The organism is Aeromonas sp. S5(2024), from assembly GCF_041403025.1.
GTDB classification, from domain to species: Bacteria; Pseudomonadota; Gammaproteobacteria; order Enterobacterales; family Aeromonadaceae; genus Aeromonas; species Aeromonas hydrophila.
Genome location: NZ_JBGLRI010000001.1, coordinates 466,519 through 493,283 on the forward strand (window position 1 = coordinate 466,519; position 26,765 = coordinate 493,283).

19 protein-coding genes and 1 pseudogene are annotated in these 26,765 nt (G+C 64.3%); 9 read left to right on the plus strand and 11 right to left on the minus strand.

The genetic code is table 11. The annotated features are described in order from the left end of the window. Nucleotides 1-15: 15 nt before the first annotated feature. Entirely contained in the window at nucleotides 16-357 is a 342-nt protein-coding gene (locus ACB032_RS02160; RefSeq protein ID WP_254202316.1) for an RT0821/Lpp0805 family surface protein, read from the minus strand. Next, nucleotides 354-1,661, minus strand: a complete 1,308-nt coding sequence (locus ACB032_RS02165) for a hypothetical protein (protein ID WP_371137242.1) — start codon at nucleotides 1,659-1,661, stop codon at nucleotides 354-356. Before ACB032_RS02165 ends, ACB032_RS02160 begins: the two co-directional genes overlap by 4 nt. A 305-nt stretch (nucleotides 1,662-1,966) precedes the next feature. On the opposite strand from ACB032_RS02165, the gene ACB032_RS02170 reads away from it, so the two are divergent. Next, complete coding sequence (locus ACB032_RS02170; protein WP_016351527.1) at nucleotides 1,967-3,205, plus strand: uracil-xanthine permease family protein; 1,239 nt, start codon at nucleotides 1,967-1,969, stop codon at nucleotides 3,203-3,205. A 94-nt stretch (nucleotides 3,206-3,299) separates the two neighbouring features. On the opposite strand, the gene ACB032_RS02175 is transcribed toward ACB032_RS02170, so the two are convergent. The 4 genes from ACB032_RS02175 to pykF form a co-directional block, all read right to left on the minus strand. After that, nucleotides 3,300-4,307 carry a beta-propeller fold lactonase family protein gene (locus tag ACB032_RS02175; protein WP_371137243.1) on the minus strand — a complete coding sequence of 336 codons (1,008 nt, stop codon included), beginning with the start codon at nucleotides 4,305-4,307 and terminating at the stop codon, nucleotides 3,300-3,302. 64 nt (nucleotides 4,308-4,371) lie between these two features. Continuing rightward, nucleotides 4,372-5,205 carry a hypothetical protein gene (locus tag ACB032_RS02180; protein WP_371137244.1) on the minus strand — a complete coding sequence of 278 codons (834 nt, stop codon included), beginning with the start codon at nucleotides 5,203-5,205 and terminating at the stop codon, nucleotides 4,372-4,374. Nucleotides 5,206-5,417: 212 nt separating this feature from the next. Further along, complete coding sequence (gene mscK / locus ACB032_RS02185; protein ID WP_371137245.1) at nucleotides 5,418-8,741, minus strand: mechanosensitive channel MscK; 3,324 nt, start codon at nucleotides 8,739-8,741, stop codon at nucleotides 5,418-5,420. A gap of 149 nt (nucleotides 8,742-8,890) precedes the next feature. Then, nucleotides 8,891-10,303, minus strand: coding sequence for a pyruvate kinase PykF (gene pykF / locus ACB032_RS02190; RefSeq protein ID WP_010633307.1), 1,413 nt, complete (start codon nucleotides 10,301-10,303; stop codon nucleotides 8,891-8,893). A gap of 304 nt (nucleotides 10,304-10,607) precedes the next feature. Here pykF and ACB032_RS02195 point away from each other — a divergent pair, with 304 nt between their 5' ends. Next, on the plus strand, nucleotides 10,608-10,820 hold the full coding sequence (locus ACB032_RS02195; RefSeq protein WP_201974581.1) for a hypothetical protein: 213 nt from the start codon (nucleotides 10,608-10,610) through the stop codon (nucleotides 10,818-10,820). A 74-nt stretch (nucleotides 10,821-10,894) separates the two neighbouring features. On the opposite strand, the gene ACB032_RS02200 is transcribed toward ACB032_RS02195, so the two are convergent. From ACB032_RS02200 to rdgC, 4 genes are all read right to left on the minus strand, one after another. Next, entirely contained in the window at nucleotides 10,895-12,076 is a 1,182-nt protein-coding gene (locus tag ACB032_RS02200) for a M28 family metallopeptidase (protein WP_371137246.1), read from the minus strand. Nucleotides 12,077-12,477: 401 nt separating this feature from the next. Continuing rightward, a complete protein-coding gene (ybaL, locus tag ACB032_RS02205) occupies nucleotides 12,478-14,121 on the minus strand; it encodes a YbaL family putative K(+) efflux transporter (protein WP_371137247.1) in 1,644 nt (547 codons plus the stop codon). Between the two features lie 387 nt (nucleotides 14,122-14,508). Further along, nucleotides 14,509-16,284 (minus strand): gamma-glutamyltransferase, encoded by a 1,776-nt coding sequence (ggt, locus tag ACB032_RS02210; RefSeq protein WP_371137248.1) that lies wholly within the window; start codon nucleotides 16,282-16,284, stop codon nucleotides 14,509-14,511. A 179-nt stretch (nucleotides 16,285-16,463) separates the two neighbouring features. Further along, complete coding sequence (gene rdgC, locus ACB032_RS02215) at nucleotides 16,464-17,375, minus strand: recombination-associated protein RdgC (protein ID WP_371137249.1); 912 nt, start codon at nucleotides 17,373-17,375, stop codon at nucleotides 16,464-16,466. Nucleotides 17,376-17,555: 180 nt separating this feature from the next. On the opposite strand from rdgC, the gene ACB032_RS02220 reads away from it, so the two are divergent. The 5 genes and pseudogenes from ACB032_RS02220 to ACB032_RS02240 all read left to right on the plus strand — a co-directional run bounded on the left by ACB032_RS02220 (nucleotide 17,556) and on the right by ACB032_RS02240 (nucleotide 24,055). Continuing rightward, nucleotides 17,556-17,984 (plus strand): GNAT family N-acetyltransferase, encoded by a 429-nt coding sequence (locus ACB032_RS02220; protein ID WP_206818462.1) that lies wholly within the window; start codon nucleotides 17,556-17,558, stop codon nucleotides 17,982-17,984. A 101-nt stretch (nucleotides 17,985-18,085) separates the two neighbouring features. Continuing rightward, nucleotides 18,086-19,312 carry an exonuclease SbcCD subunit D C-terminal domain-containing protein gene (locus tag ACB032_RS02225; protein ID WP_371137250.1) on the plus strand — a complete coding sequence of 409 codons (1,227 nt, stop codon included), beginning with the start codon at nucleotides 18,086-18,088 and terminating at the stop codon, nucleotides 19,310-19,312. Continuing rightward, a pseudogene (locus ACB032_RS02230) lies at nucleotides 19,309-19,431 on the plus strand (exonuclease SbcC); the annotation flags it as partial. The gene ACB032_RS02225 and the pseudogene ACB032_RS02230, both read left to right, overlap by 4 nt. Nucleotides 19,432-19,487: 56 nt before the next feature. After that, entirely contained in the window at nucleotides 19,488-23,240 is a 3,753-nt protein-coding gene (locus ACB032_RS02235) for an AAA family ATPase (RefSeq protein WP_371137251.1), read from the plus strand. 173 nt (nucleotides 23,241-23,413) lie between these two features. Then, nucleotides 23,414-24,055: a polymer-forming cytoskeletal protein gene (locus ACB032_RS02240; protein ID WP_371137252.1), complete on the plus strand. Its 642-nt coding sequence runs from the start codon at nucleotides 23,414-23,416 to the stop codon at nucleotides 24,053-24,055. Between the two features lie 41 nt (nucleotides 24,056-24,096). Here ACB032_RS02240 and ACB032_RS02245 read toward each other — a convergent pair whose 3' ends face one another. Then, on the minus strand, nucleotides 24,097-24,645 hold the full coding sequence (locus ACB032_RS02245) for a cytochrome b (RefSeq protein ID WP_371137253.1): 549 nt from the start codon (nucleotides 24,643-24,645) through the stop codon (nucleotides 24,097-24,099). Between the two features lie 219 nt (nucleotides 24,646-24,864). Between ACB032_RS02245 and ACB032_RS02250 the strand changes: the two genes are divergently transcribed. Further along, nucleotides 24,865-25,683, plus strand: a complete 819-nt coding sequence (locus tag ACB032_RS02250; protein WP_371137254.1) for an ABC transporter substrate-binding protein — start codon at nucleotides 24,865-24,867, stop codon at nucleotides 25,681-25,683. 61 nt (nucleotides 25,684-25,744) lie between these two features. Then, complete coding sequence (locus ACB032_RS02255) at nucleotides 25,745-26,707, plus strand: diguanylate cyclase domain-containing protein (protein ID WP_371137255.1); 963 nt, start codon at nucleotides 25,745-25,747, stop codon at nucleotides 26,705-26,707. The last annotated feature ends 58 nt before the right edge of the window (nucleotides 26,708-26,765 follow it).

Here is a 26,765-nt window from a genome sequence, read left to right on the forward strand (position 1 = left end):
TTGTTACCTGAGCTGTCAGCTGCGCAGCGGCAGCCAGTGCCCCGCCTTGCTGCGGCAGGCGGTGTCCTGCCACTGCTGACTGGCCTGGGCTATATAGAGCTGCTCGCGGTAGTCGCGGCACCAGAGGCCGTTGGAGTGACGAAAGGTGCGCAGTGGCGTGACGCTGCCCGAGTGGCGGTTGGTGGAGTTGAACCAGGTGAGGCTCTGGCCCTTGGGGCGGGTTTGCAGCGCCTCGGCCAGTGCCTGATTGGCCAGCGCCACATCCTGCTTGTCCATCTGGTGATAGAGTGGGGCGGCTGGCTGGGTGGCACAGGCGGACAACCACAGCGCCAGGCAGATCAGCAGATAACGGCTCATGGTTGCACCTTGCTGTTGAACCCTTGCTGGATCAGCGCTTGCTCCTGCGCATCGGTCAGGGTCTGGCCGTGATCGTCGACCGTGCCGTCACCCCGGATCTGGTTGCCGTTGGCATCCACGGCATCTACCCCGTTGTCGTCGACCGTACCATCGCCCCGGATCTCGTTGCCATTGGCATCGACGGCATCTACCCCATTGTCGTCGACCGTGCCATCGCCCCGGATCTCGTTGCCGTTGGCATCCACGGCATTTACCCCGTTGTCGTCGACCGTACCGTCACCCCGGATCTCGTTGCCGCTGGCATCGACGGCATCAACCCCGTTGTCATCGAGGCCGTTGCCGAGGCCACGCCCGCCACCATGACGATCTCCGCCGGCGTGGCGGTCCCCTCCGCCATGCTGCTCACCACCGGCATGCCGATCGCCCCCTGCATGCTGCTCGCCGCCGGCATGTTCCCCACCGCCGTGGTCGTCACCACCATGGCTGCTGTCGCTGCCGCCATCGTGGCTGCTTCCACCGCTGCTGCTACCGCCATCGTTGTCACTGCCTCCACCACTGCTGCCGCCGCCATCGCTGTCGCTGCCTCCTCCACCGCTGCTGCCACCGCCATCGCTGTCACTGCCTCCACTACTGCTACCGCCTCCGCCGCTGCTTCCTCCTCCACTGTTTCCACTGCCGCCGCCACTGCCATCGCCATCCTTGTTGTGAACGATCAGCCCATTGGCGACATAGCTGTGGCTGCCATCCAGGATCAGGTTGAACAGTGCGGTGGTGGGCGGGGCATCCAGCCAGCAGAGGGACTCCACCAGCAGCGGGGTGGGGTGAGGGGCCAGCGCCAGATTGCCTGCGCTGCCGCGCTCCGACCAACCCAGCAGATGCATGCCGGTAAAGAGCGGCAGCACGGCGAGAGTCGGGTTCTCGGTGCTGGTCATGGCCGGGGCGATGGCTGCCCAGCCGCGGGTGGTCAGCAAGGGGTGTTCGGCGGTGAAGAAGGGGGCCAGCCGGTTGAGCCCGTAGAGCCGGCGTGCTCCCAGCAGTACCCGCTCGATCGCCAGGATCCGGTTGCTGTGGCCATATTGATCCCGCACCCGTTCACCGACCCGCAGGGTCTCGATGGGACGTTCCTCCCCATCGGCCATCAGGATGCGGGTGCCGGCTACGAAACAGGACTTGGCATAGGCCTGATTCAGCTGCCATTGATGGTGGCTGAAGTCATAGCTCAGCGGGGTGGCAAACAGGGCCAGGGCGATGGCCGAGCCCACCAGCAGTCGACGCTGGCTGGGCTTGAAAGCGGGCAGTGACATGGGGGACTCCTTGTCCGGCTGGGTTCACGCCATCAAGTATAGAGGGGGCCGGTGGCGGGGCAGGGGCAACACCTGAAAACAAAACAGCGTGGAAAAACGATTGGCGTCGGCGATAAAAGTGCGTAAAATCGCTTCCTCGATGCTTGTAGCAACGAATCCCGCCTAAAAAGCCAGTTTCATGCCCTCCCCAAGCAGTAAGAGGCAACAAATGACGCCGAATGGCTCATTCAGTGCCTTGAAAAAGTCTTGTGATAACTGAAAAGTGTCAAATATCCCTGTCAGTTATCAAAAAATTAAGGACATCCATGTTTTCCTTAGTCAAGCAAAGTGTCGCCGGGCTGCAAATCCTGTTTGTCGCCTTCGGTGCCATGGTTCTGGTGCCCCTGCTCACCGGACTGAACCCCTCCATGGCCCTGCTTGGCGCCGGTGTGGGCACCCTGCTGTTCCAGCTCTGCACCCGCCGCCAGGTCCCGATTTTCCTCGGTTCCAGCTTTGCCTTCATCGCCCCCATCATTTACGCCACCCAGACTTGGGGCCTGCCCTCCACCATGTTCGGTCTGTTTGCTGCCGGTTTCATGTACTTCATCCTGGCCGCGCTCATTCGCGTGCGTGGGATGGGCTTCGTGCACAAGCTGCTGCCGCCGGTGGTGATTGGTCCGGTGATCATGGTGATCGGTTTGTCGGTGGCCCAGGTGGCCTGCAACATGGCGATGGGCCGTGCCGGCGGTGAGCAGGTCGTGCCAGCTTCGGTTGCGCTGACCCTGGCCGGCATCTCGCTGGCGGTGACTCTGATTGCGGCGGTGTTCTGCAAGGGCTGGATCAAGCTCATCCCCATCCTCTCCGGCGTCATCGCCGGTTATGTGGCCGCCGTGCTGATGGGGCAGGTGAGCTTCGATGGCATGGTGAATGCCCCCTGGTTGGCGCTGCCGCACTTCGTGACCCCCGAGATCAACTGGGCCGCGGCGCTGTTCATGCTGCCGGTGGCCATCGCCCCCTGTATCGAACACATCGGCGGCGTGCTGGCCATCGGTGGCGTGACGGGCAAGGATTACACCAAGAACCCGGGCCTGCACCGTACGCTGGCCGGTGACGGCATCGGCGTCTGCTTCGCCGGTTTCATCGGTGGCCCCCCCGTCACCACCTATGCCGAAGTGACCGGCGCCGTGATGATCACTCGCAACTTCAACCCGGTCACCATGACCTGGGCCGCGGTGTTCGCCATCATTCTGGCCTTCTTCGGCAAGTTCAACGCCCTGCTCACCTCCATCCCGATGCCGGTGATGGGCGGCATCATGCTGCTGCTGTTCGGATCCATCGCCGCCATCGGTCTCAAGACCCTGGTGGAGTCCAAGGTGGATCTGGGGCTGTCGCGCAACATCGCCATCGTGGCCGTGACCCTGACCGTGGGTGTCGGTGCGCTGGAGATGAAGATCGGTGACTTCGCCCTGGCGGGTGTGGGTCTGGCCTCGGTGGCCGCCATCCTGCTCAACCTCATCCTGCCCCAGCATTCTGAAGAGGGTGCCATGGAGAGCGCCAAGGATTAAATCCCTGCGTTGACTTGCATTGAGATGATGAAAAAGAGGCCACCCCAGGGTGGCCTCTCTGTTTTGTCGGTGCGCCGGGCTCGGGGCTAAGTGCTCAGGGCGCCAGCGTCAATACCCGCACCCACATGGCCCCTTCGCCCACCGGCTGGCGTGCCTGCAGGGTCAGGGCGCCGCTGGCCGGATCGATGCGGTGCAGCGCCAGCTGGTGGGCGGTTTGCCCTGCTGCCAGCAGCCAGCGGCCCTGCCCGTCGATGGCAAAGCCGCGCGGCATGGTTTCGGTGGGGAAGTGGCCGACCACCCCGAGCTCGCCATCCGGCGCAATCGCGAACTGGGTCAGCAGGCTGCTGGCCCGCTCGCTGCTGTAGAGAAAGCGCCCATCCGGCGTCACATGCAGATCCGCTCCCCAGTACTCCCCCTGATAACCGGCGGGCAGCATCTCCAGGCTCTGGCACAGTGTGATTTCGCCGTCGGCACTGCGCCGGTAGCGGTTGATGGTGCAGTCGAGTTCGTTCAGGCAATAGAGGTCGCCATTGCTTGGGTGCAGCGCCAGATGGCGTGGGCCGGCGCCGCTGGCAGTCTGCAGATCCCCCCGCGGATGGGGGCGCAGCCGGCCCTCCCGGCAGAGCACAAAGCGGCGGATACGATCCTCCTTGAGACAGGCGACCAGCACCTCCTGCTCGCCCTGGCCGTCGGCGGCCAGCAGGGTGACCGAGTGGGCGGCCTGCAAGCCGTCGAGCTGCTGATGGGGCGGTGCTGCCCGACCGGTGCTTCCGATGGCGGAGACGGTGACATGATTGAAGGCATAGGAGGCCGCCAGCAGGAAGCGGCCGTCGGCCGAGATGGCGGTGTGGGAGGCGCTGCCCGCCAGCGGCGCTGAGCTCGGCTCGCTGAGCCGGCCATCCACGCCAATCCGGTAGCTGATGAGCGCAAAATCGGGCCGCACGGCGGCATGGAGCCAGTGCCCGTCCGGGCTGATCACCAGCGGCTGGACCTGGCCCGGGGTGTCGACCACCTGCAATGGCGCGAGCTCTCCGCTCCCGGCCAGGGCGAACACGTGGATCTGCTGGCTGGCGGGGCTCGCCACATAAACGACCTGCTGCATCTGCTCTCTACTCCTTGTGATGGGCAACGGCGGTCATCTTATCCTCTTTCGGGCCCGCTCTGGCCTACTCTTTTGCCCGCCCCGGGCAGACCACCTGACGGGCCTTGAGGTGGTAGAGCTCCACCTGCGGGTGGCTGAAGAAGCCCACTTCCCACGGGTTCTTCTGCACGAAGGCGGCGCGGATGGGCTCGAACAGCGGGTGATCCTGCGGGATCTGGTAGGCATCGGCGGCGATGATGGTGTAGTTCCACTCGATGGCGCGGGTGTAGGTGAACACCGCCCGCGAGTCGATGGCGAAGTGGCAGCGGCCGTCGCGCTTGAGCAACTGCGACTTGAAGGTCTCGGGGAAGGTGATGAAGAAGATATCGTCCTCATCGGAGGAGAGAAACGCCAGTACGGTGGTGTGCGGCTGGGACTGGGCCCGGGTCACCAGCACCCCGATCTTGTTCTCCACTTCGCGCAGGTCAGGCACCGGCAGGCCGGTGAGCGGGGTGACCGGCAGCTCGCAGACGGGGCGTTCATCGGCCGGATGCTGATAGTCCGGCCGGGCGAAGCCATAGACCACCCGGTTGCCGTACCAGAGCTCGAACTGCAGCGGAGTGACCTGCACCTTGTCCGGGGCGGTTTTTGTTATCACCCCCTTGTAGGAGACGCGATAGACGCTCAAGGAGGCATCGTACTCGTCGACCCCGGTGCGGTTGTCCAGATGCAGGGTGATCTTCTCCCCCACCGCCAGCTGGTGCCCCTTGGGAAAGCTCAGCAGCAGCTCGTCGCCGGCCTGGATCTCGACCCCGCAGATGTAGACGCCGGTCTCCTTGCTGGCGGGGTCGACATAAGTGGCGGCCACCCCGAGCAGGGGAGAGCCGAGAAAAGAGAGCAGAGTGGGTTGGGAACTCATTGGCGTACCTTGGCAAATGTGGGGGTTGGCCCCTCAGTGTATCGCGGCCGGCCCGGATTGGCAGACCCCCTCACTGGGGGAGGTAAGCGCTTCAGGCTAGCGGCAAACGGTGGCCCATTCTGGCCGGCTCGTCACAAAACCAGCGCAGATGGCTGGCCGCCGACCATAAAAAAGGCCCCTTGCGGGGCCTTCGAGTGGCATGGTGTGCTGCCTTAGCCGGGCTGGGCACCCGGCAGGGCGGGGGGCTGGGCGGAGTCGGACTCCACCTTCTGCTCTTCGTCCTTCATGTTCTTGATGTAGACGTCCATCTGGTTGAACGCGATCTCGATGCCGTTTTCGCGGAACAGCTGGTCTATCTTGCGGTTCAGCTCGTCCACCGCCGGGTTGCGATCGCCGAGCTCGCTCACGAAGAAGCGCAGCTCGTGATCCAGGGTGCTGGGGCCGAAGGTGAGGAAGTAGACGATGGGGGCCGGGTCTTTCAAGACGCGGCTGTTGTCGTCCGCCGCCTGTTTCAGCAGGGTACGGGTCAGCTCCAGATCCGAACCGTAGGCCACCCCCACCCGCACGATGACGCGGGTGACGGTGTCGCTCAGCGACCAGTTGATCAGCCGCTCGGTCATCAGCTGCTGGTTGGGGATGATCACCTCCTTGCGGTCGAAGTCGGTCAGGGTGGTGGCGCGAATACGGATCCGCGAGACGGTGCCGGAGAAGGAACCTATGGTGACGGTGTCACCGATCCGCACCGGACGCTCGAACAGGATGATGATGCCGGAGACGAAGTTGGAGAGGATCTCCTTCATGCCGAAACCGATACCGACCGACAGACCACCGGCGACCCACTGCAGCTTGTCCCACTGCACCCCCATCATGGAGAGGGCAGTCAGCGAGCCGACCCCGATCAGCACATAGTTGAGCATGGTGGTGATGGCGTAGGCCGTGCCCTGGGCCAGGTTCAGCTTGGAGAGCACCAACACCTCCAGCAGACCCGGCAGGTTGCGGGCCAGCGACCAGGCGCCGCCTAGCAGCAGGAAGCCTATCAGCACGTCGCTCAGGCTGATCGGGAAGAGCACGGCATTGGCCCCTGTCCCTTCAGTGCGGTGCCAGAGCACCATGCTGTCGAGGTAGGAGAATACCGCCACCAGATCGGACCAGAGCCAGTAGAAGGCGACACCGAACACCAGCAGCAGCACGGTGCGGGTCAGACGCAGGGACTGCTGGCTGACATCCTCCAGATCCATGGGCTGCTCTTCGATGGACTCACCCCCTTCCGCATCCTCCTGGGCTTTGTGTTCGCGCTTGGCCACCGCACGGCGATAGGCCAGACGGCGGGCCGCCAGCTCCAGCCCGCGCAGGGCGGTGCGGTAGACCAGGCTCCAGATGATGATGAGGTAGAAGGATTCGATCAGCCGGCCGGTCAGCTTGAGGGCGGTGTAGTAGTAGCCCAGTCCCACCAGCACTATCAGCGCCACCGGTGCCAGCGCCAGGGCGATGGCGGTGATGGACTGCTGCATGCTCGCCTCGCCCTTGATGCGGGCGCGGGAGATGGGGAACACCAGATAGGCGGCCAGCCCCAGCAGGGCCAGGGTCAGCGCCTGACCCACCACGTCGTTGCCCAGCGATGAGGGTTCAACCACCGCCTTGGTCGACAGCATGATGAGCGGCAGCAAGGGCACCCACAGGTAGCGCATGCTGGTGCGCTTGGCCTGCAGCTCGGCTTTCGGCATGCGGAAATGGGTCTCGGCAATGCCGCCCGGCCGCATCACCGCCAGATAGACGCTGAACACCAGGTAACCGAGCGCCAGGTTGAGGGTGATCTGGAAAATCAGCTTGGGACTGAGCAGGCCGCAGTAAGTGAGCCAGAGACCGGCAGCCAGAATGAACAGGCTGCCCGGCAGGCGTTGCAGCACGGTAAACAGCAGGGCACGCGGGGTGTGCCACTGGCTGTCCTGGCGAAAACGCCCCAGATCCTTGGTGATCTTCTTCTGCCGCTCCACCAGCGCCGGGCGCTTCCAGATCAGCAGACCGCCCACCAGCAGCAGCGGGAAGGCGAGCAGGGAGACCGGCAGCAGCATCTCGCCCCAGCCGCTCCAGTCCGGTTTCAGCACCCAGTCGGAGGCCTGCTTGTAGGCCTGGGCCGGCCAGCTGATGAACCACTTGCCGTCGATGGGTTTGTTGCTGCTCACCCAGAAGATGTGCTGCTGCAGGGTAAATTCGATGGAGGAGTAGATCCGCGCCAGCTGCTGCTGGGTCAGTTGCAGGCTGATGGCGTTGGTCAGCTGGGCATCCAGCTGGCGGTTGAGCTGGTCGAGCAGGCTGATGCGGGTATCGAGCAGCTTGGAGAGGCTGGCTCTGTCCTCCTCGCTCACCGGCTCGCTGCTGCTGGCGATCAGGTTGTCCAGATACTGGGTCTTCTGGAACAGCTGGTCGCGCTGCTGGCTCAGCTCGAACTGGGCCAGGTGCAGGTCGGCGATCTGCTCTTCCAGGTTCTTCACCAGCGTGGAAGGCGACGACTCCAGCTGCTGGTAGAGCTGGTAGAGAATGCGTGACAACAGCAGGTTGCCCTTGAGCATCTGCACCTGTTCGTTGAGGTTGCGCTCGGTCTGGGTGCCGCGCTCCAGCCAGCTCTTGGCCTGCAGGTTCTTCTGCACCAGCGAGTTGAGGTTGGTGGTGGCGCTGACCAGCTGCTGGCTGAGCTGATGGTTGAGCTCCTGCTCTTTTTGTACCAGCGGGTTGTCATCTGCGGCGACCAGCTCGCCGGTCTGCTCGGCGGTTTTTTCGGTGTCACCGAGGCGCTTGGCACTGCTCTGCTCTTGCAGCAGTTGCAGCTTTTGCTCTTCGCTCGCGAGGCGGGCGCTCTGGTAGTCGCGCTGCTTGACCGCCAGATCCTGCATGCTGGTGCGGTTGTCCAGCTGCTGTTGCAGGTTGGCCAGTTGCAGCTCCTGCAAGGCCAGTTCGGCGCCCAGCTTCATCTTCTCGGCACCGCTCACCCCGTCACCGGCGTTGAGGCGGGTACGGATCTCCTGGCTGCGCTGATAGGCGCGGCTCATCAGGGCCTGGGCCCGTTCCGGCAGGGTTTGCAGGCTGGTGATCTGGCTGCCGATGGTGCCGAGGGCTTCCTGGGCATCCTGCATGTTGGCCATGACGTCGGGCTGGCGACTCTCCAGCTCGCTCAGGCTCATGCTGGCGTATTCACTCTTGATCTGCTCGGCACTCTTGTTCTGGGTCAGGGCATCGAGCTTGGCGCTGATGTCCCTGAGCTCGGCCGGCAGGGAGCGGATGCGCTCGCTCTGGCTCTTGGCCTTGCTCTTCTCCTTCTCGATGCTGTCGAGCAGGGTGAGGGTGTCGGTCAGGAATTTCTGGTCGGCCTGCTGGCTGACGGTGAGGGTATCAGACTTGCCAAGGGCATCGAGCGCCCGCTGCACACTGGCACGTGAGGGCACATCCTGCGCCATGGCCTGCGGGGCGCAGAGGCTGACGAGTAAGCAGAGCAGCGGCAACAGGGTGGCCGAGGCTCTTTTGAAGCGTGTTGAGAGCATAAAACTTCCGGGTTATTACGCGATATTTGGGAGATTTCCCACTTGGATTAAATCCGCGTGGATTCTAACACCGGGCAGGAATGGGCAGCAGGGGGGCAGATAAAAAAAACGGCGCCCGCAGGCGCCGTTTTCAGCTTGTTCAGTTCCGATTAAAGAACGTGAACAGAAGCGGTGTTGGTGGTGCCGCTCGGTACCAGGGCACCGGAGACCATGACAACCACGTCACCCTTCAGACCCATGCCGCTGGCCAGCGCCGCTTCTTTGCCGATGCGATAGAAATCGTCGGTGGAGGCGATGCTGTCAACCACGTGAGCAACCACACCCTTGGTCAGTACCAGCTGGGCAGCGGTCTTCTTGTTGGTGGTGATGGCCAGGATCCAGGCTTTCGGGAAGTACTTGCGGATGGCCTTGGCAGACTTGCCGCCTTCGGTGGCAACCACGATCAGCGGGGCGTCCAGCTTCTCGGAGGTCTCTACCGCGCCTTTGCAGACCGCTTCGGTGATGCGCAGCTTGTTGCTGTCGTTGGCAGCAGACAGGTTGGACGGCATCACGGCATCGGTACGCTCGCAGATGGTGGCCATGATGGTCACGGCTTCCAGCGGGTACTTGCCCTTGGCGGACTCACCGGACAGCATGACTGCATCGGTACCGTCCAGGATGGCGTTGGCCACGTCGCCGGCTTCGGCGCGGGTCGGACGCGGGTTCTTGATCATGGAGTCCAGCATCTGGGTGGCGGTGATGACCACTTTGCGGGCTTTGTTGCACTTCTCGATGATCATCTTCTGGGCGAAGATCACTTCTTCAACCGGGATCTCGACACCCATGTCGCCACGAGCAACCATGATGCCGTCGGAGACAGCCAGGATCTCGTCGAAGTTGTCCAGGCCTTCCTGGTTTTCGATCTTGGAGATGATCTGGATGTTCTCGCCACCGTGGGCTTTCAGGTGCTCACGGATTTCCAGCACGTCTTCTTTCTTGCGAATGAAGGAGGCGGCAACGAAATCAACGCCTTGCTCGCAACCGAAGATCAGGTCGCGTTTGTCTTTCTCGGCCAGGGCCGGCAGCTTGATGGAGACGCCCGGCAGGTTGATGCCCTTGTTCTCGCCCAGATCGCCGTTGTTCAGTACTTTACAGATGACTTCGCGCTCGGTGATCTCGATGACGTCCAGACCGATCAGGCCATCGTCAACCAGGATGCGGTTGCCGACGCGCAGGTCGTTGGCGAAACCGGCATAGGTCACGGCTACTTTGTCTTTGTTGCCAACCACGGTCTGGTCGGTGGTGAAGGTGAAGGTCTGGCCAGCGACCAGGGCAACGTCGTTGCCGCCTTCCAGCTTGATGGTACGGATTTCCGGACCCTTGGTGTCCAGCAGAATGGCCGCGTGCTTGCCGGTTTCGGCCATGACAGCGCGCAGGTTGCTGATGCGACCACCGTGCTCGGCGTAGTCGCCGTGGGAGAAGTTCAGGCGCATGACGTTCATGCCGGCGTCCAGCATCTTGGCCAGCATTTCTTTGGATTCGGTCTTGGGACCGATGGTGCAGACGATTTTGGTCTTTTTCATGTCAGTCTTCATGGTTAAGGAGTTTCCGCCGTGCAATATACACCAGTTTTTGGATACTTTTTATGATCCAGAAACAACGTTTTGACCAGATAACGTTTTCTTTTCAGGGATAACGTTTTCCTCTTGGCTACTTTTTAGGGCATAAATTAACTGGTCCGCGCAGATTTGGCATAAATGTCGCCATATGTATCTCGGCGCCGGCCCGCCTCGTCAGATGTTGTAAAATGACGATCCCGTCCCGTCATCAAGCTGTCATCGGTCCTCGACAAGAATAGACACTCTGCTGCCACCGGAGTGCTGCAAGATGGCCCCTTATCTGTTGCTGTTGTCCGTTGCTCTGCTGGGCGTGCAGGCGCTGCCCGCCAGCTGCTGGCCGGCGGATCCCGCTCCCCGCGATGGCGCGCTGCGCACCTTCGAGCGCCTTGAAATGCACCAGGCCCAGGCCGCCACGGCCCGCGCGCAGCAAGGCTTGCCGCGCCCGAATTCCCCGCTTGACGGGGGGCATCGACAGCCCTGAGCGGCAGATGCAGAGACGAAAGAGGGAGGCCTGGCCTCCCTCTTGTTTTAGGTGCGTCACCTCGCCTTGGTGGCTCAGTTTATCTTGCCCATCTCGATGGCGAAGCTGGTGGCCAGCTGGGCAAACTTGAGGGCGTGGGCAGCCGAGGGATCAGAGTTTTGCAAGGTGTCCTGGGCGGTGTGGATGTTGGGGTTGTAGTCGTTGAAGCGCGACTCGAACGGCATGGCGGCCGGGTAGCCCTGATTGTGCCAGGAGGCGTGATCCGAGCAGCCGTAACCGCAGCTGTCATAGCCGTAGCGGATCTGGGGCAGATAGGCGTCGAGCAGCTGGGCCAGATAGCTGGTCAGCCCCTGGTCGGTGTAGTCGGTCATGAAGACGATATCTTCCGCCGAGCCCTGGTAGTTGGTCATGTCCAGCTGCAGCGCCGCCAGCACCTTGGTGTTGGCCGCCTTGTAGCGGGTGGCGATGTCCTTGGAGCCGCGCAGCCCCACCTCTTCTGCCGCATAGCCGATGAACTGCAGGGTGCGCTCCGGCTGGCGGCCCTGCTCGGCGATGACTCGCAGCACCTCGGTCAGGGTGGCGATGCCGGAGGCATCGTCATCGGCGCCGGGGGCCAGGGTGCGGCTGTTGGGGGCCGAGCCGGCGGTGGAGTCGAGGTGACCGCCGAGCACCACCACTTCGTCCGGGTAGCGGCTGCCCTTGAGGGTCAGCACCACGGATTGCTGCGGATAGCCGCTGTGCTTGACCCGGCTGACGCTGGCCCAGGGCAGGGGCGCGCTCAGGGTCTGCCACTGGCCGGCCACCCAGTCGGCCGACTGCACCCCTGTGGTGGTGGTGTAGTAGCGGTTGCGCCAGCTGGCGAGCTGGCTGATGGTGCCGACTATGTTGCCCTGATCCAGATAGGGCAGCAGCCGGTTGACGCTGGCCCCCTGGGTCAGCGGCGGGGCGCTGAACAGGTTCTGGCTGATGGGCTGGGCCATGCTCTGCAGGGCGTCGGCCAGGGTGCTGTGCACCACATAGCCACCGCAGCGCTGGTGCCCTTCGTGCATTAGGTGGGAGAGGGTGCCAAGCTCGCTCGCCTCGACCTGGGCCAGCTGGACCGGGGCGCCGCTGGCGCTGAACAGGGGGGCCAGCCTGGCCTTGACCTGCTTGAGTTCGACGCCGCTGTCGGCACCGACCGTGATCCAGACGGGCTCGGCGGCCTGTACGGCGAGGGGCAGCAGGGGGAGCAAGAGGGCGGTCAACAAGGGTTTCATAGCGGATCCTTCCAGAATGAGTTGCAGGCATGTGTGCCAAGTGGGTGTCATAAGACGACTGGCCCAGTCTAGCCAAAGGGAGAAAACGGCGAATTTGCCCATCTGGCGCGACCCTACCCCCGTCCGGTGGGGGCCGCTGCAGGATCTGCTGTCTACTGCGCCCCGCTGGGGGTAACCGCTGGAGCTTTGTGCTGGCGAGGGGAAGCTGCGCAGCGCGCCCGCCGCAGAGGCGGCGTGCGGCCCTGACCTGGGGGGCTGACAAAGGGAGTCAAATTGTGCCATGTCGGCGCGAAATGCCGGCGGGAATGGGTAGGGAGGGGTGTGAGTACCCCAAAGCGCGGGTGGACAAAGGGGCATAAAAAAAGAGGGGCCAAGGCCCCTCTGGTTCACTGGATGGCAGTTTATGTGGTGGCCTGGGCCAGCATGCCGAGGGCTATCTCCCGCTCGCCCATGATCACCTTGTCCGCCCCCTGCTTGGTGAGGAAGCTCACCTCGTCGTCGCTGTGGGCGCGGGCGATCACCCTGATCGCCGGGTTGATGAGCTTGGCCTGGGCGATGGCCTCTCCGGCCTCGAAGCTGTTGGGGATGGCCACCAGCAGCCAGCTGGCGTCGGTGATGGCGGCGCGGCACAGCACCTCGTCATCGGCCACGTTGCCGTTGACGTGGGGAATGTCGGCCTGGCGCAGGCTCTCCAGCCGATGCGGATCCTGCTCGATCACCACCAGCTCGCGCCCGGCCTGTTGCAGGCCGTTCACCAGCAGGCGGCCGACCCGGCCATAGCCTACCAGTATAGTGTGGGCCTTCATCTCCACCGCCGGGCATTTGCACTCGGCCAGCACCTTGGCGTTGTCGGCGTCCGGGTGTTTCTCCAGGTAGCGCTCGACGGCGTTGAACACCAGCGGGTTGAGCATGATGGAGAGGCTGGCCCCCACCAGGATCAGGTCACGGGCCCCTTCCGGCACCAGCTTGAGCACGATGGCCAGCCCGATGAGGATGAAGGAGAACTCGCCGATCTGGGCCAGGCTGGCGGAGATGGTGAGCGCGGTGCGCCGGCTGTAGCGGAACAGCCGCACGATGGCGTAGGCCGCCGCCGACTTGCCGAACATGATGATGAACAGGGTGGCCAGCACCGCCAGCGGCTCGGTCAGCAGCACCGCCGGGTTGAACAGCATGCCCACCGAGACGAAGAACAGCACGGCGAAGGCGTCCTGCAGCGGCAGGGTGTTGTTGGCGGCGCGGTGGCTCAGCTCGGAGCGGTTCATGACGATGCCGGTGAAGAAGGCGCCGAGGGCGAAGGAGACGCCAAACAGCTTGACCGCGCCGAAGGCGATGCCGAGCGAGCAGGTCAGCACCGCCAGGGTGAACAGCTCACGCGAGCCGGTGCTGGCGGTGTGGGCCAGCAGCCAGGGGATGAAGCGGCTGCCCACCACCATCATCAGCGCCACGAAAAGGCTCACCTTGCCGAGGGTCCAGCCCAGATCCAGCGCTATGCTCTGCCAGCTCAGGGTCTGCTCGCCGAACTGGATGTCGGCGATGATCGGCAGCATCACCAGCGCCAGCACCATCACCAGATCCTCGACGATGAGCCAGCCGATGGCGATGCGCCCCTGCAGGGTTTCCAGATTCTGGCGGCTCTCCAGCGCCCGCAGCAGCACCACGGTACTGGCGGTGGAGAGGGCGAGGCCGAACATCAGGCCGGCGACCGGATCCCAGCCCAGCAGGGAGGAGAGCCCCATGCCGAGCAGGGTGGCGACCGCGATCTGGGCGATGGCGCCGGGGATGGCGATCCGCTTCACCGACATCAGATCGCGGAAGGAGAAGTGCAGCCCCACCCCGAACATCAGCAGGATCACCCCCAGCTCCGCCAGCTCGGGCACCAGCTTCATGTCGGCCACATAACCTGGGGTGAAGGGGCCCGAGATCACCCCGGCCGCCAGATAACCCACCATGGGGGAAATCTTGAGGCGCTGGGCAAACATGCCGAGGATGTAGGCCAGCACGAAGCCGCCGACCAGAGTGGTAATCAGGGGAAGGGAGTGGTCCATGTCGTCACCTCGCTAATGGCAGTCAGGGGGCTACCAGATCACCGCGCGGGCGAAGAGGGCAGCTGTCAATGAGCAGGGGGCGAAAGAGACAGATGCTGGCCGCATGCACAGAGGGTGTGTCTGGGGGACAACAGTTGCCGTTTCTGTTGAAAAATAATACGTTTTTGGTAGAAAAACAATATTTATCCACATTTAAGACTTAATTTGCGATTAAAACTGTATAAGTGGCTGTTTTGAGGTGAAAGCGCGCTTCTCTGGCGGTCAGGCTGGCAACAGTAATCAATCGTTGATGGTTTTTCTGGTCACCGCTGGAGGAGGGGAGATAGCAAAAAAGCGGCCGACTGGCCGCTTCACTGCATGGGGGGCTGAATGCAGATTCAGCCGAGCTCACTGGCCCTTGGCGATCCCCTCCCGGCGCGGATCGGCGGCGCCAAGCCAGCCACCGGCGTTGCGCTGCACGCCCTGCAGGCCCGAGGTCTGCTCGCTCAGCACCACCTCGTGCCCCTTCGCCTTGAGCGCCTCGACCACCGCGGCCGGGGTGCGGCCCGCCTCCAGCTCGGTGGGGCCGTTGCGACTGCCGAAGTTGGGCAGATTGATCGCCTGCTGCAGGTTGAGCCCCCAATCCTGGGTGCCCAGCAACGTCTTGCCCACGTAGTTGATGATGGCGGAGCCCCCCGGCGAGCCCAGGCTCATCTCCAGCTCGCCGCTGTCCTTGTCAAACACCAGCAGAGGGGACATGGAGGAGCGCGGCCGCTTGCCCGGTTCCACCCGGTTGGCCACCGGCAGCCCGGCGGTGTCCAGCGAGGTGAAGGAGAAGTCGGTGAGCTGGTTGTTGAGCAGGTAGCCGTTGACCATCAGCCGCGAGCCGAAGCCGTCTTCGATGGAGCTGGTCATGGAGATCGCCATGCCCGCCTTGTCGACGATGGAGACGTGGCTGGTGGAGGGGAGCTCCGGGGTGGCATCCTGGCCGCGAGCCGGCGCCAGTGGCGGGGTGCCCGCTTTGGCCAGGCCCATGGAACGCTCGCCGATGAGGGCGCCGCGCCGGGCCAGATAGTGCTTGTCGAGCAGGCCGCTGACGGGGACCGCCACATAGTCGCTGTCCGCCACGTACTGGTTGCGATCGGCAAAGGCGAGCCGCGCTGCCTCGCTGTAGAGGTGGATCGCCTCGGCGGAGGCGGCCGGCTGGCCCTGCTCCCCTGGCACCGGCTTGAGGGCCGCCATGTCGCGGCTCTCCAGCATGCCGAAGATCTGGCCGAGCGCAAGGGTGCCGGACGAGGGGGCCGGGAAGCCACACACCCGGCTCTGGCGATACTCAAAGCAGAGGCCGTCGCGCAGCCTGGCGCGGTAGCTGGCGAGATCGACCGCGCTCAGCACCCCGGGGTTGGTCGGGTGGGCGTGCACCTTGGCCACCATGGCCTCGGCCAGCGGGCCGCGATAAAAGGCGTCCGGCCCCTGGCTTGCCAGGGTTTGCAGCACCTTGGCCAGCGCCGGGTTGGTCAGTCGGGTTCCCGCCGATTTGGGGCTACCGTCGGCCTGATAGAAGTAGGCCCGCGCGTCCGGGTCCTTGGCAAGGTAGGGATCCTTGGCCAGCAGCGCGGCCAGCCGCGGGCTTATCACGAATCCCTGCTCCGCGAGGGTGATGGCGGGCTCGAACAGCGCAGCCCAGGGCAGCTTGCCGTAACGCTGGTGGGCCAGCGCCAGCGCCCGCACCGTGCCGGGGGCGCCCACCGAGCGCCCGCCCACCACGCCGTCGTAGAAGGTCATCGGCTTGCCATCCTTCATGAACAGCTGATCGGTAGCGGCGGCGGGGGCCGTCTCGCGGCCATCCACCGCCGCGACTTTCTGACCATCCCACACCAGCATGAGGGAGCCGCCGCCGATGCCGGAGGATTGCGGCTCCACCAGGGTCAACACCAGCTGCACCGCGATGGCGGCGTCCACCGCGCTGCCGCCGGCCTGGATCATCTGGTAGCCCGCCTCCACCGCCAGCGGGTTGGCGGCGGCCACCATGAAGTCGCGGCCTTGCCAGCCTTGTTTGTCCTGCCAGCCGCTGGCGGCCTCCGGCGCGATCAGGGTGTGGGCGGGGGGCGCTTGCATCTGCTGAGTGGCGCAGCCGGCCAGCAGTGCGAGGGCGATGGCCAGCCCCAGTGGTTTGCGCAACATGACACTCTCCTTGTCTGTTTTATGAGCATGAAGGGCGACTATGTCACGATTGGCGCTAATGACTCAAGTTGTTGAATCAGAACAACAAGTTACTCATCTATCAACAAGTCACACCGAGCGTACGCCCATAAAAAAACCGCCCGGAGGCGGTTTTTTGCAATCAGACTGAGCCAGTTCGCTTAGATGGACTGCTCTTCACCACCCAGGGCGGCAAACAGGGCCGGGATGAACTGGGCCAGCTCGGCGGTGACCAGGGCGAAGTCGGCATCCAGACGGGCGGCCGGATCTTCGCTGGTGACGTCGTCGTTCTGCTCGCGCAGCTCTTCGCTGAATTTCAGGCGCTTGATGGAGAGATCGTCCCCCAGCACGAAGCTCAGGGTTTCGCCCCAGTTGAGGGCCAGCTTGGTGACCAGCTTGTCGTTGGCCAGGTGGTTCTTGATCTCGTCCGTCATCAGATCCTGCTGCTTGCAGCGGATGATGCCACCGTGCTCCATGGCGCTGCGCAGCTCGGCCTCGTCCTCCAGGGTGAAGGAGGCGGGCAGGTTGCCCTCGTTCAGCCACTCGGTCATGGTGATCTCGGGCGGGTTCTTGAGGGCCACCGGCACCACCGGCAGGGTGCCGATGGATTTGCGCAGCAGGGCCAGCAGGTCATCCGCCTTCTTGGCGGAGCCCGCGTCCACCACCATCAGGTTGTCGGCCGGATTGATCCAGGCGAAGGTCTGGCTGGTGCGGCTGAAGGCGCGCGGCAGCAGGGTGTGGAGGATCTCCTCCTTGAGCGCTTCCTTCTCTTTCTTCTTGAGGGCGCGGCCCTGCTCGAACTCGATCGCTTCTACCTTCTCCGCCAGCATCTCCTTGACCACGGTGCCGGGCAGCATCTTCTCTTCCTTGCGGGCACAGAGGAGGATGTGGCCGGCGGCGGAGTGGGTCAGGGTGGAGCCGAATTTGCCAAGGGGCTTGACCCACCCGAACCGGGAGATGTCCTGGCTGCCGCACGGGGTGAAGGCACAGGCTTCCAGCTGGGTTTCCAGCTGCTCGACGGTCAGCTCGAAGGGGCGGGTAAAGCGATAAATCTGCAGGTTTTTAAACCACATGGCGTCCTCGGTCTCATAGATTGTCCGGCGGGCATTGTACTAGAGAGGCGCTTTGTGATCAGCCAATCATTCTTGTTAAATAAAGGGCGATCGACTTCACAGGGAGTCATATTCGTCCCCAAAGCCGTCATCAAACTCCCCTAGACTGCGGATGTTAAGGTTGTTAACAAGGATACCAATATGCTGAGGGCGAGTCGGTCCGACGACATGGACGAGATCGTCGAAATCTGGTTGCTGGCCTCCCTGCAGGCCCACGACTTTGTCGATGCCTCCTGCTGGTGGCAGGCCCAGGAAGATCTGCGTACCCGCTATCTCGATCACGCCCGCATCTGGGTGTTCGAGGAGCGCGGCGAGCTGCTCGGTTTCATGGCGCTGGTGGATGACTATCTGGCGGCCCTGTTCGTGCGCCCCGACCGCCAGGGGCGGGGGGTGGGCCATGCCCTGCTGCAGGAGGCCAAATCCAAGGGGGTCAGACTGCATGCGCGGGTGTTCGTGGAAAACGATCTGGCGGTGCGCTTCTATCGTCGCCACGGTTTCGTGATCGAGGGGGAGGTGGCCGATCCCCTCACCGGTCATCCCCAGTACCAGATGTGCTGCGAGCCCGCCTGAATCTGCCGGCCGCGCCGGGTATGGCTTGAAAAAGGGGAGGCATATCCTCATCTTGTCTGCATCGGGTGCCGCTGACACCTCCTCCATACGAGCCGTTTTTCATGAAGATCCTGCATACCGCCGACTGGCATCTTGGTCATCAACTCCATGGCCACGATCGCCGTTTTGAACACGACGCCTTTCTCGACTGGCTGGCCGACACCATCAAGCGCCGCGACATCGACGCCCTGCTGGTGGCGGGCGACCTGTTCGATACCGCTAACCCTCCCGCCAGCGCCTGGCAGCAGCTCTACCGCTTTCTGGCGCGGCTGCGCGCCGAGCACCCGGCACTGGAGATGGTGCTGATCGGCGGCAACCACGACTCTCCCTCCAAGCTGGATGCCCCCCACGAGCTGCTGCGCGCCTTCGACCTGCATCTGGTGGGCAGCATCAGCCGGGACGACGAAGGGCGGCTCGAGACCGAGCGTCTGTTGGTGCCGCTGCGAGGCAAGGATGGCGAAGTGGCCGCCTGGTGCGCCGCCGTGCCGTTTCTGCGCAGCAGCGATCTGCGCCCGGAGGGGCTCAGCGAGGGGCAGGACAGACTCATCGAAGGGGTACGCCAGGTCTATGAGGCGGTGCTGAGCGAGGGGCGTACGCGCTGCCATCCGGATCAGGCCCTCATCGCCTTGGGCCACGCCTATCTGGCGGCGGGCCAGCTCTCCGAGCTCTCCGAACGGCGGGTGCTTGGTGGCAACCAGCATGCCCTGCCTGCCGAGCTGTTTGCCGCCGCCGACTACACGGCGCTGGGCCATCTGCACCTGGCCCAGAGCCCGGCCGAGGGGGTGCACTACAGCGGCTCGCCGCTGCCGCTCTCGCTGGCCGAGGCGAACTACAACCATCAGGTGCTGGAGGTGACGTTTGAGGGGGGCAAGCTGACCCGGCTTGAGCGGATCCCGGTGCCCCGTGCGGTGGAGATGATCCGGCTGCCCCAGAGCGGCCTCGACGAGGCGCTCCAGGCCATCGAGGCGCTGGACCTGCCCGCTTGCCCGCAGCTGGCGCAGCCCTTCCTCGAGGTGCGGCTGCTGTTGCCCAAACCCGAGGCCCGCATCCGCGAGCGCGTGCTGGCCGCCATCGGCGACAAGCCGGTGCGCCTTGCCCGCATCACGACCAGTTATCAGGGCTCGGGCCAGGGGCTGGCGGATGGAGCCGGCCAGCGCCGGCTGGATGAGCTCTCCCCGACCGAGGTGTTTCGCCTTTGTTATCAGCGTCAGTTCGACGGGGAGCCGGAGGCCGAGCTGGTGGCGTCGTTTGAAGAGATCCTGGAGCAGGTGAAGGAGTCCAGCCAATGAAAATCTTGTCGCTGTCAGGGGAGAATCTGGCCAGCCTGACCGGCCCCTTTACCATCGATTTTGCCGGTGGCGCCCTGGGGGCCGCCGGCCTGTTTGCCATCACCGGCAATACCCGGGCTGATGGGGGCAAGAGCACGCGCGATATCGGGTCGGTATGGATGGAGGCGTGTGGCGTATGAAGATCCTCTCTTTGAGTGGTGAGAACCTCGCCAGCCTGACCGGCCCTTTTACCATCGACTTTGCCGGTGGCGCTCTGGGGGCCGCCGGTCTGTTTGCCATCACCGGCAATACTGGCGCCGGCAAGAGTACCCTGCTCGATGCCATCTGTCTGGCGCTCTACGACGAGATGCCGCGCTTTATCGCCAACCGCAAGAACGTCGCCGAAGTGGGCCGCATGGATGACGAGGAGAAGCTCAAGGCCAACGACGTGCGCGGCATCCTCAGCCGCGGCCACGCCAGCGGTTTCGCCGAGGTGCAGTTTCGCGGCTGTGATGGCCGCATCTGGCTGGCCCGCTGGGCGGTGCGCCGGGCCCGCAACCGCGCCGAGGGGCGCTTTCAGGCCCAGGAGCGCAGCCTGACCGACGTGGCGTCGGGCCAGGTGTTCAGTGGCAGCAAGCGGGAGCTGCAGGATCGCATCGACGAGCTGGTGGGGCTCTCCTGGGAGCAGTTTCGCCGCGCCGTCATCCTGCCGCAGGGGGAGTTTGCCGCCTTCCTCAAATCGAGCGCCGACGAGCGTTCGGCCCTGCTCGAACGGATGACCGGCACCGAACTCTACTCCGCCATTTCGATTCAGACCCATGAACGGGCGCGGGAGGAGCAGCAGAAGCTGGCCGCCATCAGCCAGCGGCTCGGCGACGTGGCGCTGATGGACGAGGCGACCCGCGAGCAGTGGGTGAGCCAGCAGGTCAGCCTCGCCACCAGCCTCAAGCACGAGCAGCAGCAACAGCAGCTGATGCAGGACTTGCGCGATCTCAACGGCCGCATCACCGCCCAGTTGCAGGCCTGTCAGGAGGGAGAGGCGGCCCTTGCCGCGGCCGAGGCGGCCCACGCTGCGGCCGCCCCCGAGCGGGAGGAGTTCGCCCGCGCCGAGCAGGCCCAGGTGGCCCGCGCCGATCACGACGAGCTGGCCCGCCTCACCCTGGAGGTGCAGCAGCAGGAGAAGGCGTTGGCCGAGCTTGGCCCCGAACTTGGCAAGCTGGAGGAGCAGACCCAGCAGAGCGCCCTCACCGAACAGCAGCTGCTGGCGGAGAAGATCGCCGCCGAGCGCGAGTGGGGCGCCCTGCAACCCGAACTCAAACGGGCGCAGGAGCTCGACACCCGCATTCGGGACAAGCAGCAGCAACTGCAGAAGATCCAGCAGGAGGGGGCGCAGGAGCGGGAGGTGCAGCTCACCCTGGAGCAGGGCTGGCGCCAGCAGCGCCAGCAGGTGGAGCAGCTCAAGGCCCAGCACCAGCAGTGGGGCGCCTGGCTTGAGGAGCACAAGGAGCTGGCACCGGTGGCCCGCCAGTGGCAGCCCCTGCTCACCGCCATGCAGGATTGGGCCGAGGATGCCGACAGGCTGCAGCAGCTCCTTACCCTGCGCGAACACAAGCTGCGTGCCTTCAGGCAGTTGCAGCACCAGCTGGAGCAGGGGCAGCAGGAGCGCGACTACTGGCAGCGCGAGCAGGAGCGGCTGCAGCAGCAACAGCACGAGCTGCAGGAGCAGCAGTGGGAGGGGCGCCTGGCCAAGGCGCAGGAGCAGTGGCAAGGGCAGACCGAGCAGCTGGGCCAGCTGCGCCAGTTGCTGGAGCTGGCCGACTATGGCCGCAATCACGGCGAGCAGCATGGTCGCCTGCAGCAGGAGATCGCCCAGCTGGAGCAGGCGCTCGGCAAGCTGGCCATCCTCGGCGACGAGCTGACGCCGGCCCGCGAGCGGCTCGCCCTGCAACGGGACGAGGCGCGCCACGCGCTGGAGCAGTCCCGTGCCATCGCCAGTTTCGAGCAGCATCGCCATATCCTGCGCGACGGCGAACCTTGCCCGCTCTGCGGCGCCGAGGAGCACCCCTATCACCAGAGCCAGCCACAGGTGGCGGGCATTCTGGGGCAACTGGCGGAGCGCGTCTGCAGCCTGGAGCTCGAGTGGGAGCGGCTCAATCACCAATACATTCAGTGCGAGAGCGAGCGCCAGGAGCTGGCCCGTCAGCTGGCGGTGCGCCAGCAACATCTGCCTGAGCTGGAGACGCGCGCCGAGCAGCTGACCCAGCGCTGGCAGCAGCTGGGCGGTGCCGAGCTGCTGGGCCATCCGTTGCCGCTGCGTCAGAGCCCGATCGAGTGGAACGAGTTGATGAGTACCCTGCTCGGCCGCGGCCAGAGCCTGGAGCAGGGGCTGGCTAGGAGCCAGCAGCAACTGCGCGAGGCCCAGCAGGGGCAGCAGCAGTTGCAGGCCGTGCGCCAGCAGCTGAGCCAGCTGACCAGCCAGCACCAGCAGTTCGAGCAGCAGTGGCAGGAGGCCGATCGCCAGCGCATCGCCCTGGAAGGGGAGGTGAAGGCGATGGGCGAGCAGGAAACGACCCTGCGCCAGCGCCTTGAGCAGGGGGGCAGCCGGCTCGACGAACAGATGGGGGGCCAGCCCTGGCGCCAGTGGATCGGCAGCCAGCAGTGGCACGAGTGGCAGCGGGCCTGCGAGGCCTGGCTGCACGGCCAGAGCGAGTGGGAGCGGCTGGCCGGCGAGATTGCCAGCCTCACCCCGGCCCTGAGCGCCCAGGAGGCACGCCTGCAGACTCAGCGCGAGCTGCTGCACAAGCTCGAGCGCGACTACAAGGAGCATGAACAGCAACGGCAGGGGCTGGTCACCAGTCGTGCCACCTGTCTGGGCGGCGAGGAGATTGCCCTGGTCGAAAGCCGCTGGCAGCAGCGGTTGCAGCAGCTGGCCAGCGAGCTGGAGACGATGCAGGGGGCTGCCCGCGCCCTGCGCGAGCGTCAGACCGAGCTCAAGACCCGTCTCAGCCATCTGGAGCAGGAGAAGCAGGTGAGCAGCCGGCGGCGACGGGAGGTGCTGGGGCGCTGGGCTGCCCACGCCAGCAGCCTCGGCATCGCCGAATATGACCTGCGCCGCCTGCTGGCCATGAGCCCGGATGAGCTCAAGGCGCGCCGCGCCGCCTTGCAGGTGCTGGAGGATGCCCGCGCCGAGGCGCGTACTCGTTTGACCGAACGGCAGCGGGCGCTGGCGCTGGAGGAGAGCAAGCGGGATCGTTACCGCGAGCATCACCCCGAGCTGGCCGCGTTGGCGCCGCAGGAGCTCGACAGCCGGCTGACGGCGCTGGAGGCGCACTGCCGCGCCCTCGACGAGCAGCTGTTCCAGTGCAAGAGCACGCTGGCCCAGGCCGAGGCAGCGGCCCTCAAGGCGGGCACCCTGCAGGAGGAACTGGCCGCCCAGCAGGCGGTGGCGGATCACTGGCAGCGGCTCTGTGATCTCATCGGCTCGGCCAGCGGCGCCAAGCTGCGTACCTTCGCCCAGAGCCTCACGCTGGAGCGGTTGTTGCTGGAGACCAACGCCCAGCTCGCCGAGCTCTCCCCTCGCTATCGGCTGGAACGGGTGCCCGGCACCGATCTGGCGCTGCAGGTGGTGGATCTCGACATGGGGGACGAGGTGCGCTCGGTGGACTCCCTCTCCGGTGGCGAGAGCTTCCTGGTGTCGCTAGCGCTGGCGCTGGCCCTCTCCAGCCTGTCGTCGCGCCAGACCCAGGTCGAATCGCTGTTCATCGACGAGGGCTTCGGCACCCTCGACCCCGACAGCCTGGATCTGGCGCTCGCCAGCCTTGATTCCTTGCAGGCGGCCGGTCGTCAGATCGGGGTCATCTCCCACGTGCAGACCCTGGTGGAGCGGATCGGCGTGCAGGTGCGGGTGGAGGCCCTCGGCGGCGGCGAAAGCCGGGTGGTGTTGCCCTGAGTCCTGCTTGGGTTTACGGATGAATCGCGGCCCCGCCTTCTGGCGGGGCTTTTTGTTTCAGTGTTTCGGCAATCTGGTCGCTTGAGCTAGGTCCATGCCCGCGTATCGCGGGAAACGAGAGTGAGGGGTTGACCCCGGTCTTGCATCCATCTGCCCGCAAGAGGGAATGGTCAATGACATTGATGCCTGAAAGGATCCTGGCTCGCATCGCGATGCGGCCACGCAGTGACGCGTTGTACCTCATCTGGTTCTGCTGGGGCCTGGCGTTGCTGCTCTATGTGGCGGGATCTGCATATTACAAATTACCCATAGTGCCGTTGCTACTGATGGTGCTGCTGTTGATGGTGGAGAAAACCAAGATGTTTGGACGAAAGCGCAATGAGTCTGAGATGGTCGGGGCGGGGAGCACGACTACGGTGATCGCCAAGGGGGCCCGTTTCAAGGGCGAGTTGCAGGTGGAGGGCAATCTGGATGTGTATGGTCAGTTCGTCGGGACGCTGCAGCTGAACAGCGGGACGGTACGCATCATGGAAGGCGGCCGGATTGAAGGGGATGTCAGCGCCGCCCACGTGATCATCAATGGCACTCTGGATGGCACTTGTGCCTCGAGCGAGGTGGAGATCCTCGAAAACGGCAAGATGAAGGGGTTGTTCAAGGGCGGGAGCCTCTCCATCCGCAAAGGAGGCCAGTTTGTCGGCCAGTCCCAGTCTCAGGAGGAGCAAAAGGGCGAGAGCAAGGGTAACGTCAAGCAACTGCAGCCTGAAGGTAAAAACAAGGCTGTCGATGCTGCCGAAGTCGTGGCCAAACAGGCCTGATCAAAAGAGGGGCGAGTACGCCCCTCTTTGCTGGCAAGGGATCAACTGCGCCGTTCGGGCAGCATATTGGTCAGGGTGCTGTCCTTGAGCACATGATGGTGGTAGATGGCTGCCGCCGCGTGCAGGGCAATCAGGGCATAGCCAATGTTGGCAAGCGTCTCGTGCAGCTCCTTGATGGTGCCCTTCAGGCCGTCATCGGGGGCGATGAGGGCGGGGAGCTCCAGGCCGAAGAAGGGGATGGGCTTGCCGCCCGCGCTCAGCAGCAGCCAGCCCAGCAACGGGGTGAGGATCAGGAAGCCATAGAGCGCCAGGTGGGCGAGCTTGGCCAGCGTGAGCATCAGGGGGGAGAGCTCGGGCACGATGCGCGGTGAGGGGCTACCCACGCGCACCAGCAGGCGCACCACCACCAGCGCCAGGATCAGCAGGCCCACCATGAAGTGAAACTCCTTCATCAGGTCGCGGCCAGCCGACCCTTTGGGGAAGATGTCCCTGAACTCCATCAGCGCATAGACGGCGATCATCAGCAGCAGGGTCAACCAGTGCAGCCCTATGCTCAGGCTGCCATAACGTTGTTCGGTATTTTTCAACATGCTCATATCCTTCTCGGGGCTCGCATTGCATCAAGGGTGGTCGCAGCGGGCATCCTGCCCCTGCACCATTCTGTTTCATGTTACCGCGCAGATGTGTCAAAACCTTGATCTCGGTGTGTTTTTTAACATCTTATTTGCAACTCGCCCGACACACTCTGTGCCGAGTCTATGCTTCTGATCAACAGGGCCATGCCGGCCAAGGTGGTGAGGGGTTGCATCATGAAGCATCTGAGAGTGGGCGTGCTGGCAGGCTTGATGCTGCTCGCCATGCTGCTGGGGATGGCGGGGGCCGACGAGGAGCGGCTGGCTGCGGCAGAACCTGGCCGACCGACTCATTTTTCAGCCTATCTTGGTTTGTTGCCGGGGCTCATCGATTCCAACGGCACCGGTCCCTTCGTCGACCTGGTCAAGGCCATCGCCGGGCTGGATGACGGGGTGGAGGTGAGCGTGATGGTCTACCCCATGTCCCGTGCCACCCGCAGCGTGGTGGTGGGGGAGGCGGACTTCAACCTGCCGGCGCTGCGAAATCCTTACATCGACGAGTCCATGCTGCCCTATCGCTTCAGCTCGGTGACCTTTGGCAAGGTGACCCACGTGCTCTACAGCAACAGTGCGGCGCCCATTACTCCCGCCATGGTGCTGGGCTACGAGTACACCAAGCGGGATCTGCTCATCGAGGGGGTGACCGACTTCTGGCCCTTCTCGGTCAAGCGCTCCCTCTCGCTCGAGCAATCCCTCGGCAAGCTGAGCCGGGGTCGCATCGATGCCTTTCTGTGGGCGCAGGAGGAGGCGGATTTCACCCTGCGCAAGATGGGGCTGACCAATATCCACCGGGTCTATTTCGGTGAGTTCGACGATGTGTTCATCATCCCCAAGGGGCCGAAAGGGGATGCGGTCGACCGCTTCCTGACCCAGTCCATCGAGCGGCTCAGGGCCTCCGGTCAGCTCGACAAGATCTACTCCGCCATTCACGGCCCCTATCAGGAGTGGCAACCGGGAGAAAATGCTGCGACCAAGGCGGTCAGAGCCGCGCAATGAGTGCTTTACCCGCGATCAGCGCTCACTTACCTTGGAACGGTACCTTGGTAAAGGAGTTACCTTGAACATCACCGATCCTGTGATCCTGACCGAGCTGCAGCAGATCCTGTTTCGCTCCTTCGACGTGATCCCGTTTCCGATCCTGATATCGGAATCCGCCTGCAGCGAGACGCTGGGCAGCATACCCACCCGACTGTCGGAGATCCCGGCCCGTCATCACAGGTTCGTGAACCGGGCCTTCGTGACTCAGCTGGGCTACGACCTGACGGATCTGCCCGACATGGCCAGCTGGTTTGCCACCGTCTATCGCGATGAAGAGAGCAGGGCCCAGGCGATTGAGCGCTGGAACCAGGCGGTGATGACCAGTCTGGCCAACGGCGCGGCGGTGGCCGAGATGAACGCCTGTCTCTACTGCAAGAGCGGCCAGCAGCGCTGGTTTACCATCACGGCCCAGCTGACGGCGGATGCCATGCCGGGCTGGCACATAGTGACGCTGCGCGACATCCACGACCTGCACTGCATGATAGAGGAGGTGAGCCGGCTCTCCTGCACCGATCCGCTGACCGAGCTTGGCAACCGGCGTGCCGCCGGGCAGCAGTTGCAGGCGTTCTGGCTGCAGGGGGAGCCCTTCTCGGTGATCCTGTGCGATATCGACCACTTCAAGCAGATCAATGATCGCTACGGCCATCCCGCCGGGGATGCGGCGCTGTGCGAGGTGGCGCGTATCATGGCGCGGCAGCTGCAGCCCGCAGAGCATCTGGCCCGCTGGGGCGGGGAGGAGTTTCTGTTGATCCTGCCTGGGGTGGACGCTGAACAGGTGGTCGAGCGAGCCGAGCAGTTGCGCCGGCAGTTTGTCGACCATGTGGTCGCGTGGGAGGGGCAGAGTTTTTCCCTGACGATGAGTCTGGGTTGTGTCACCCGAGGCGATGGCCATAGTAGCGACAGCCTGCTGCAGGTGGCGGACAAGGCGCTCTACCAGGCCAAGAGCAACGGCCGCAACCGGGTGGTATTCGGTAGGGCCTAGCCGGAAAACGCCCATAAAAAAACCGAAGCCTGGGCTTCGGTTTTTTGTTGCGGCGACG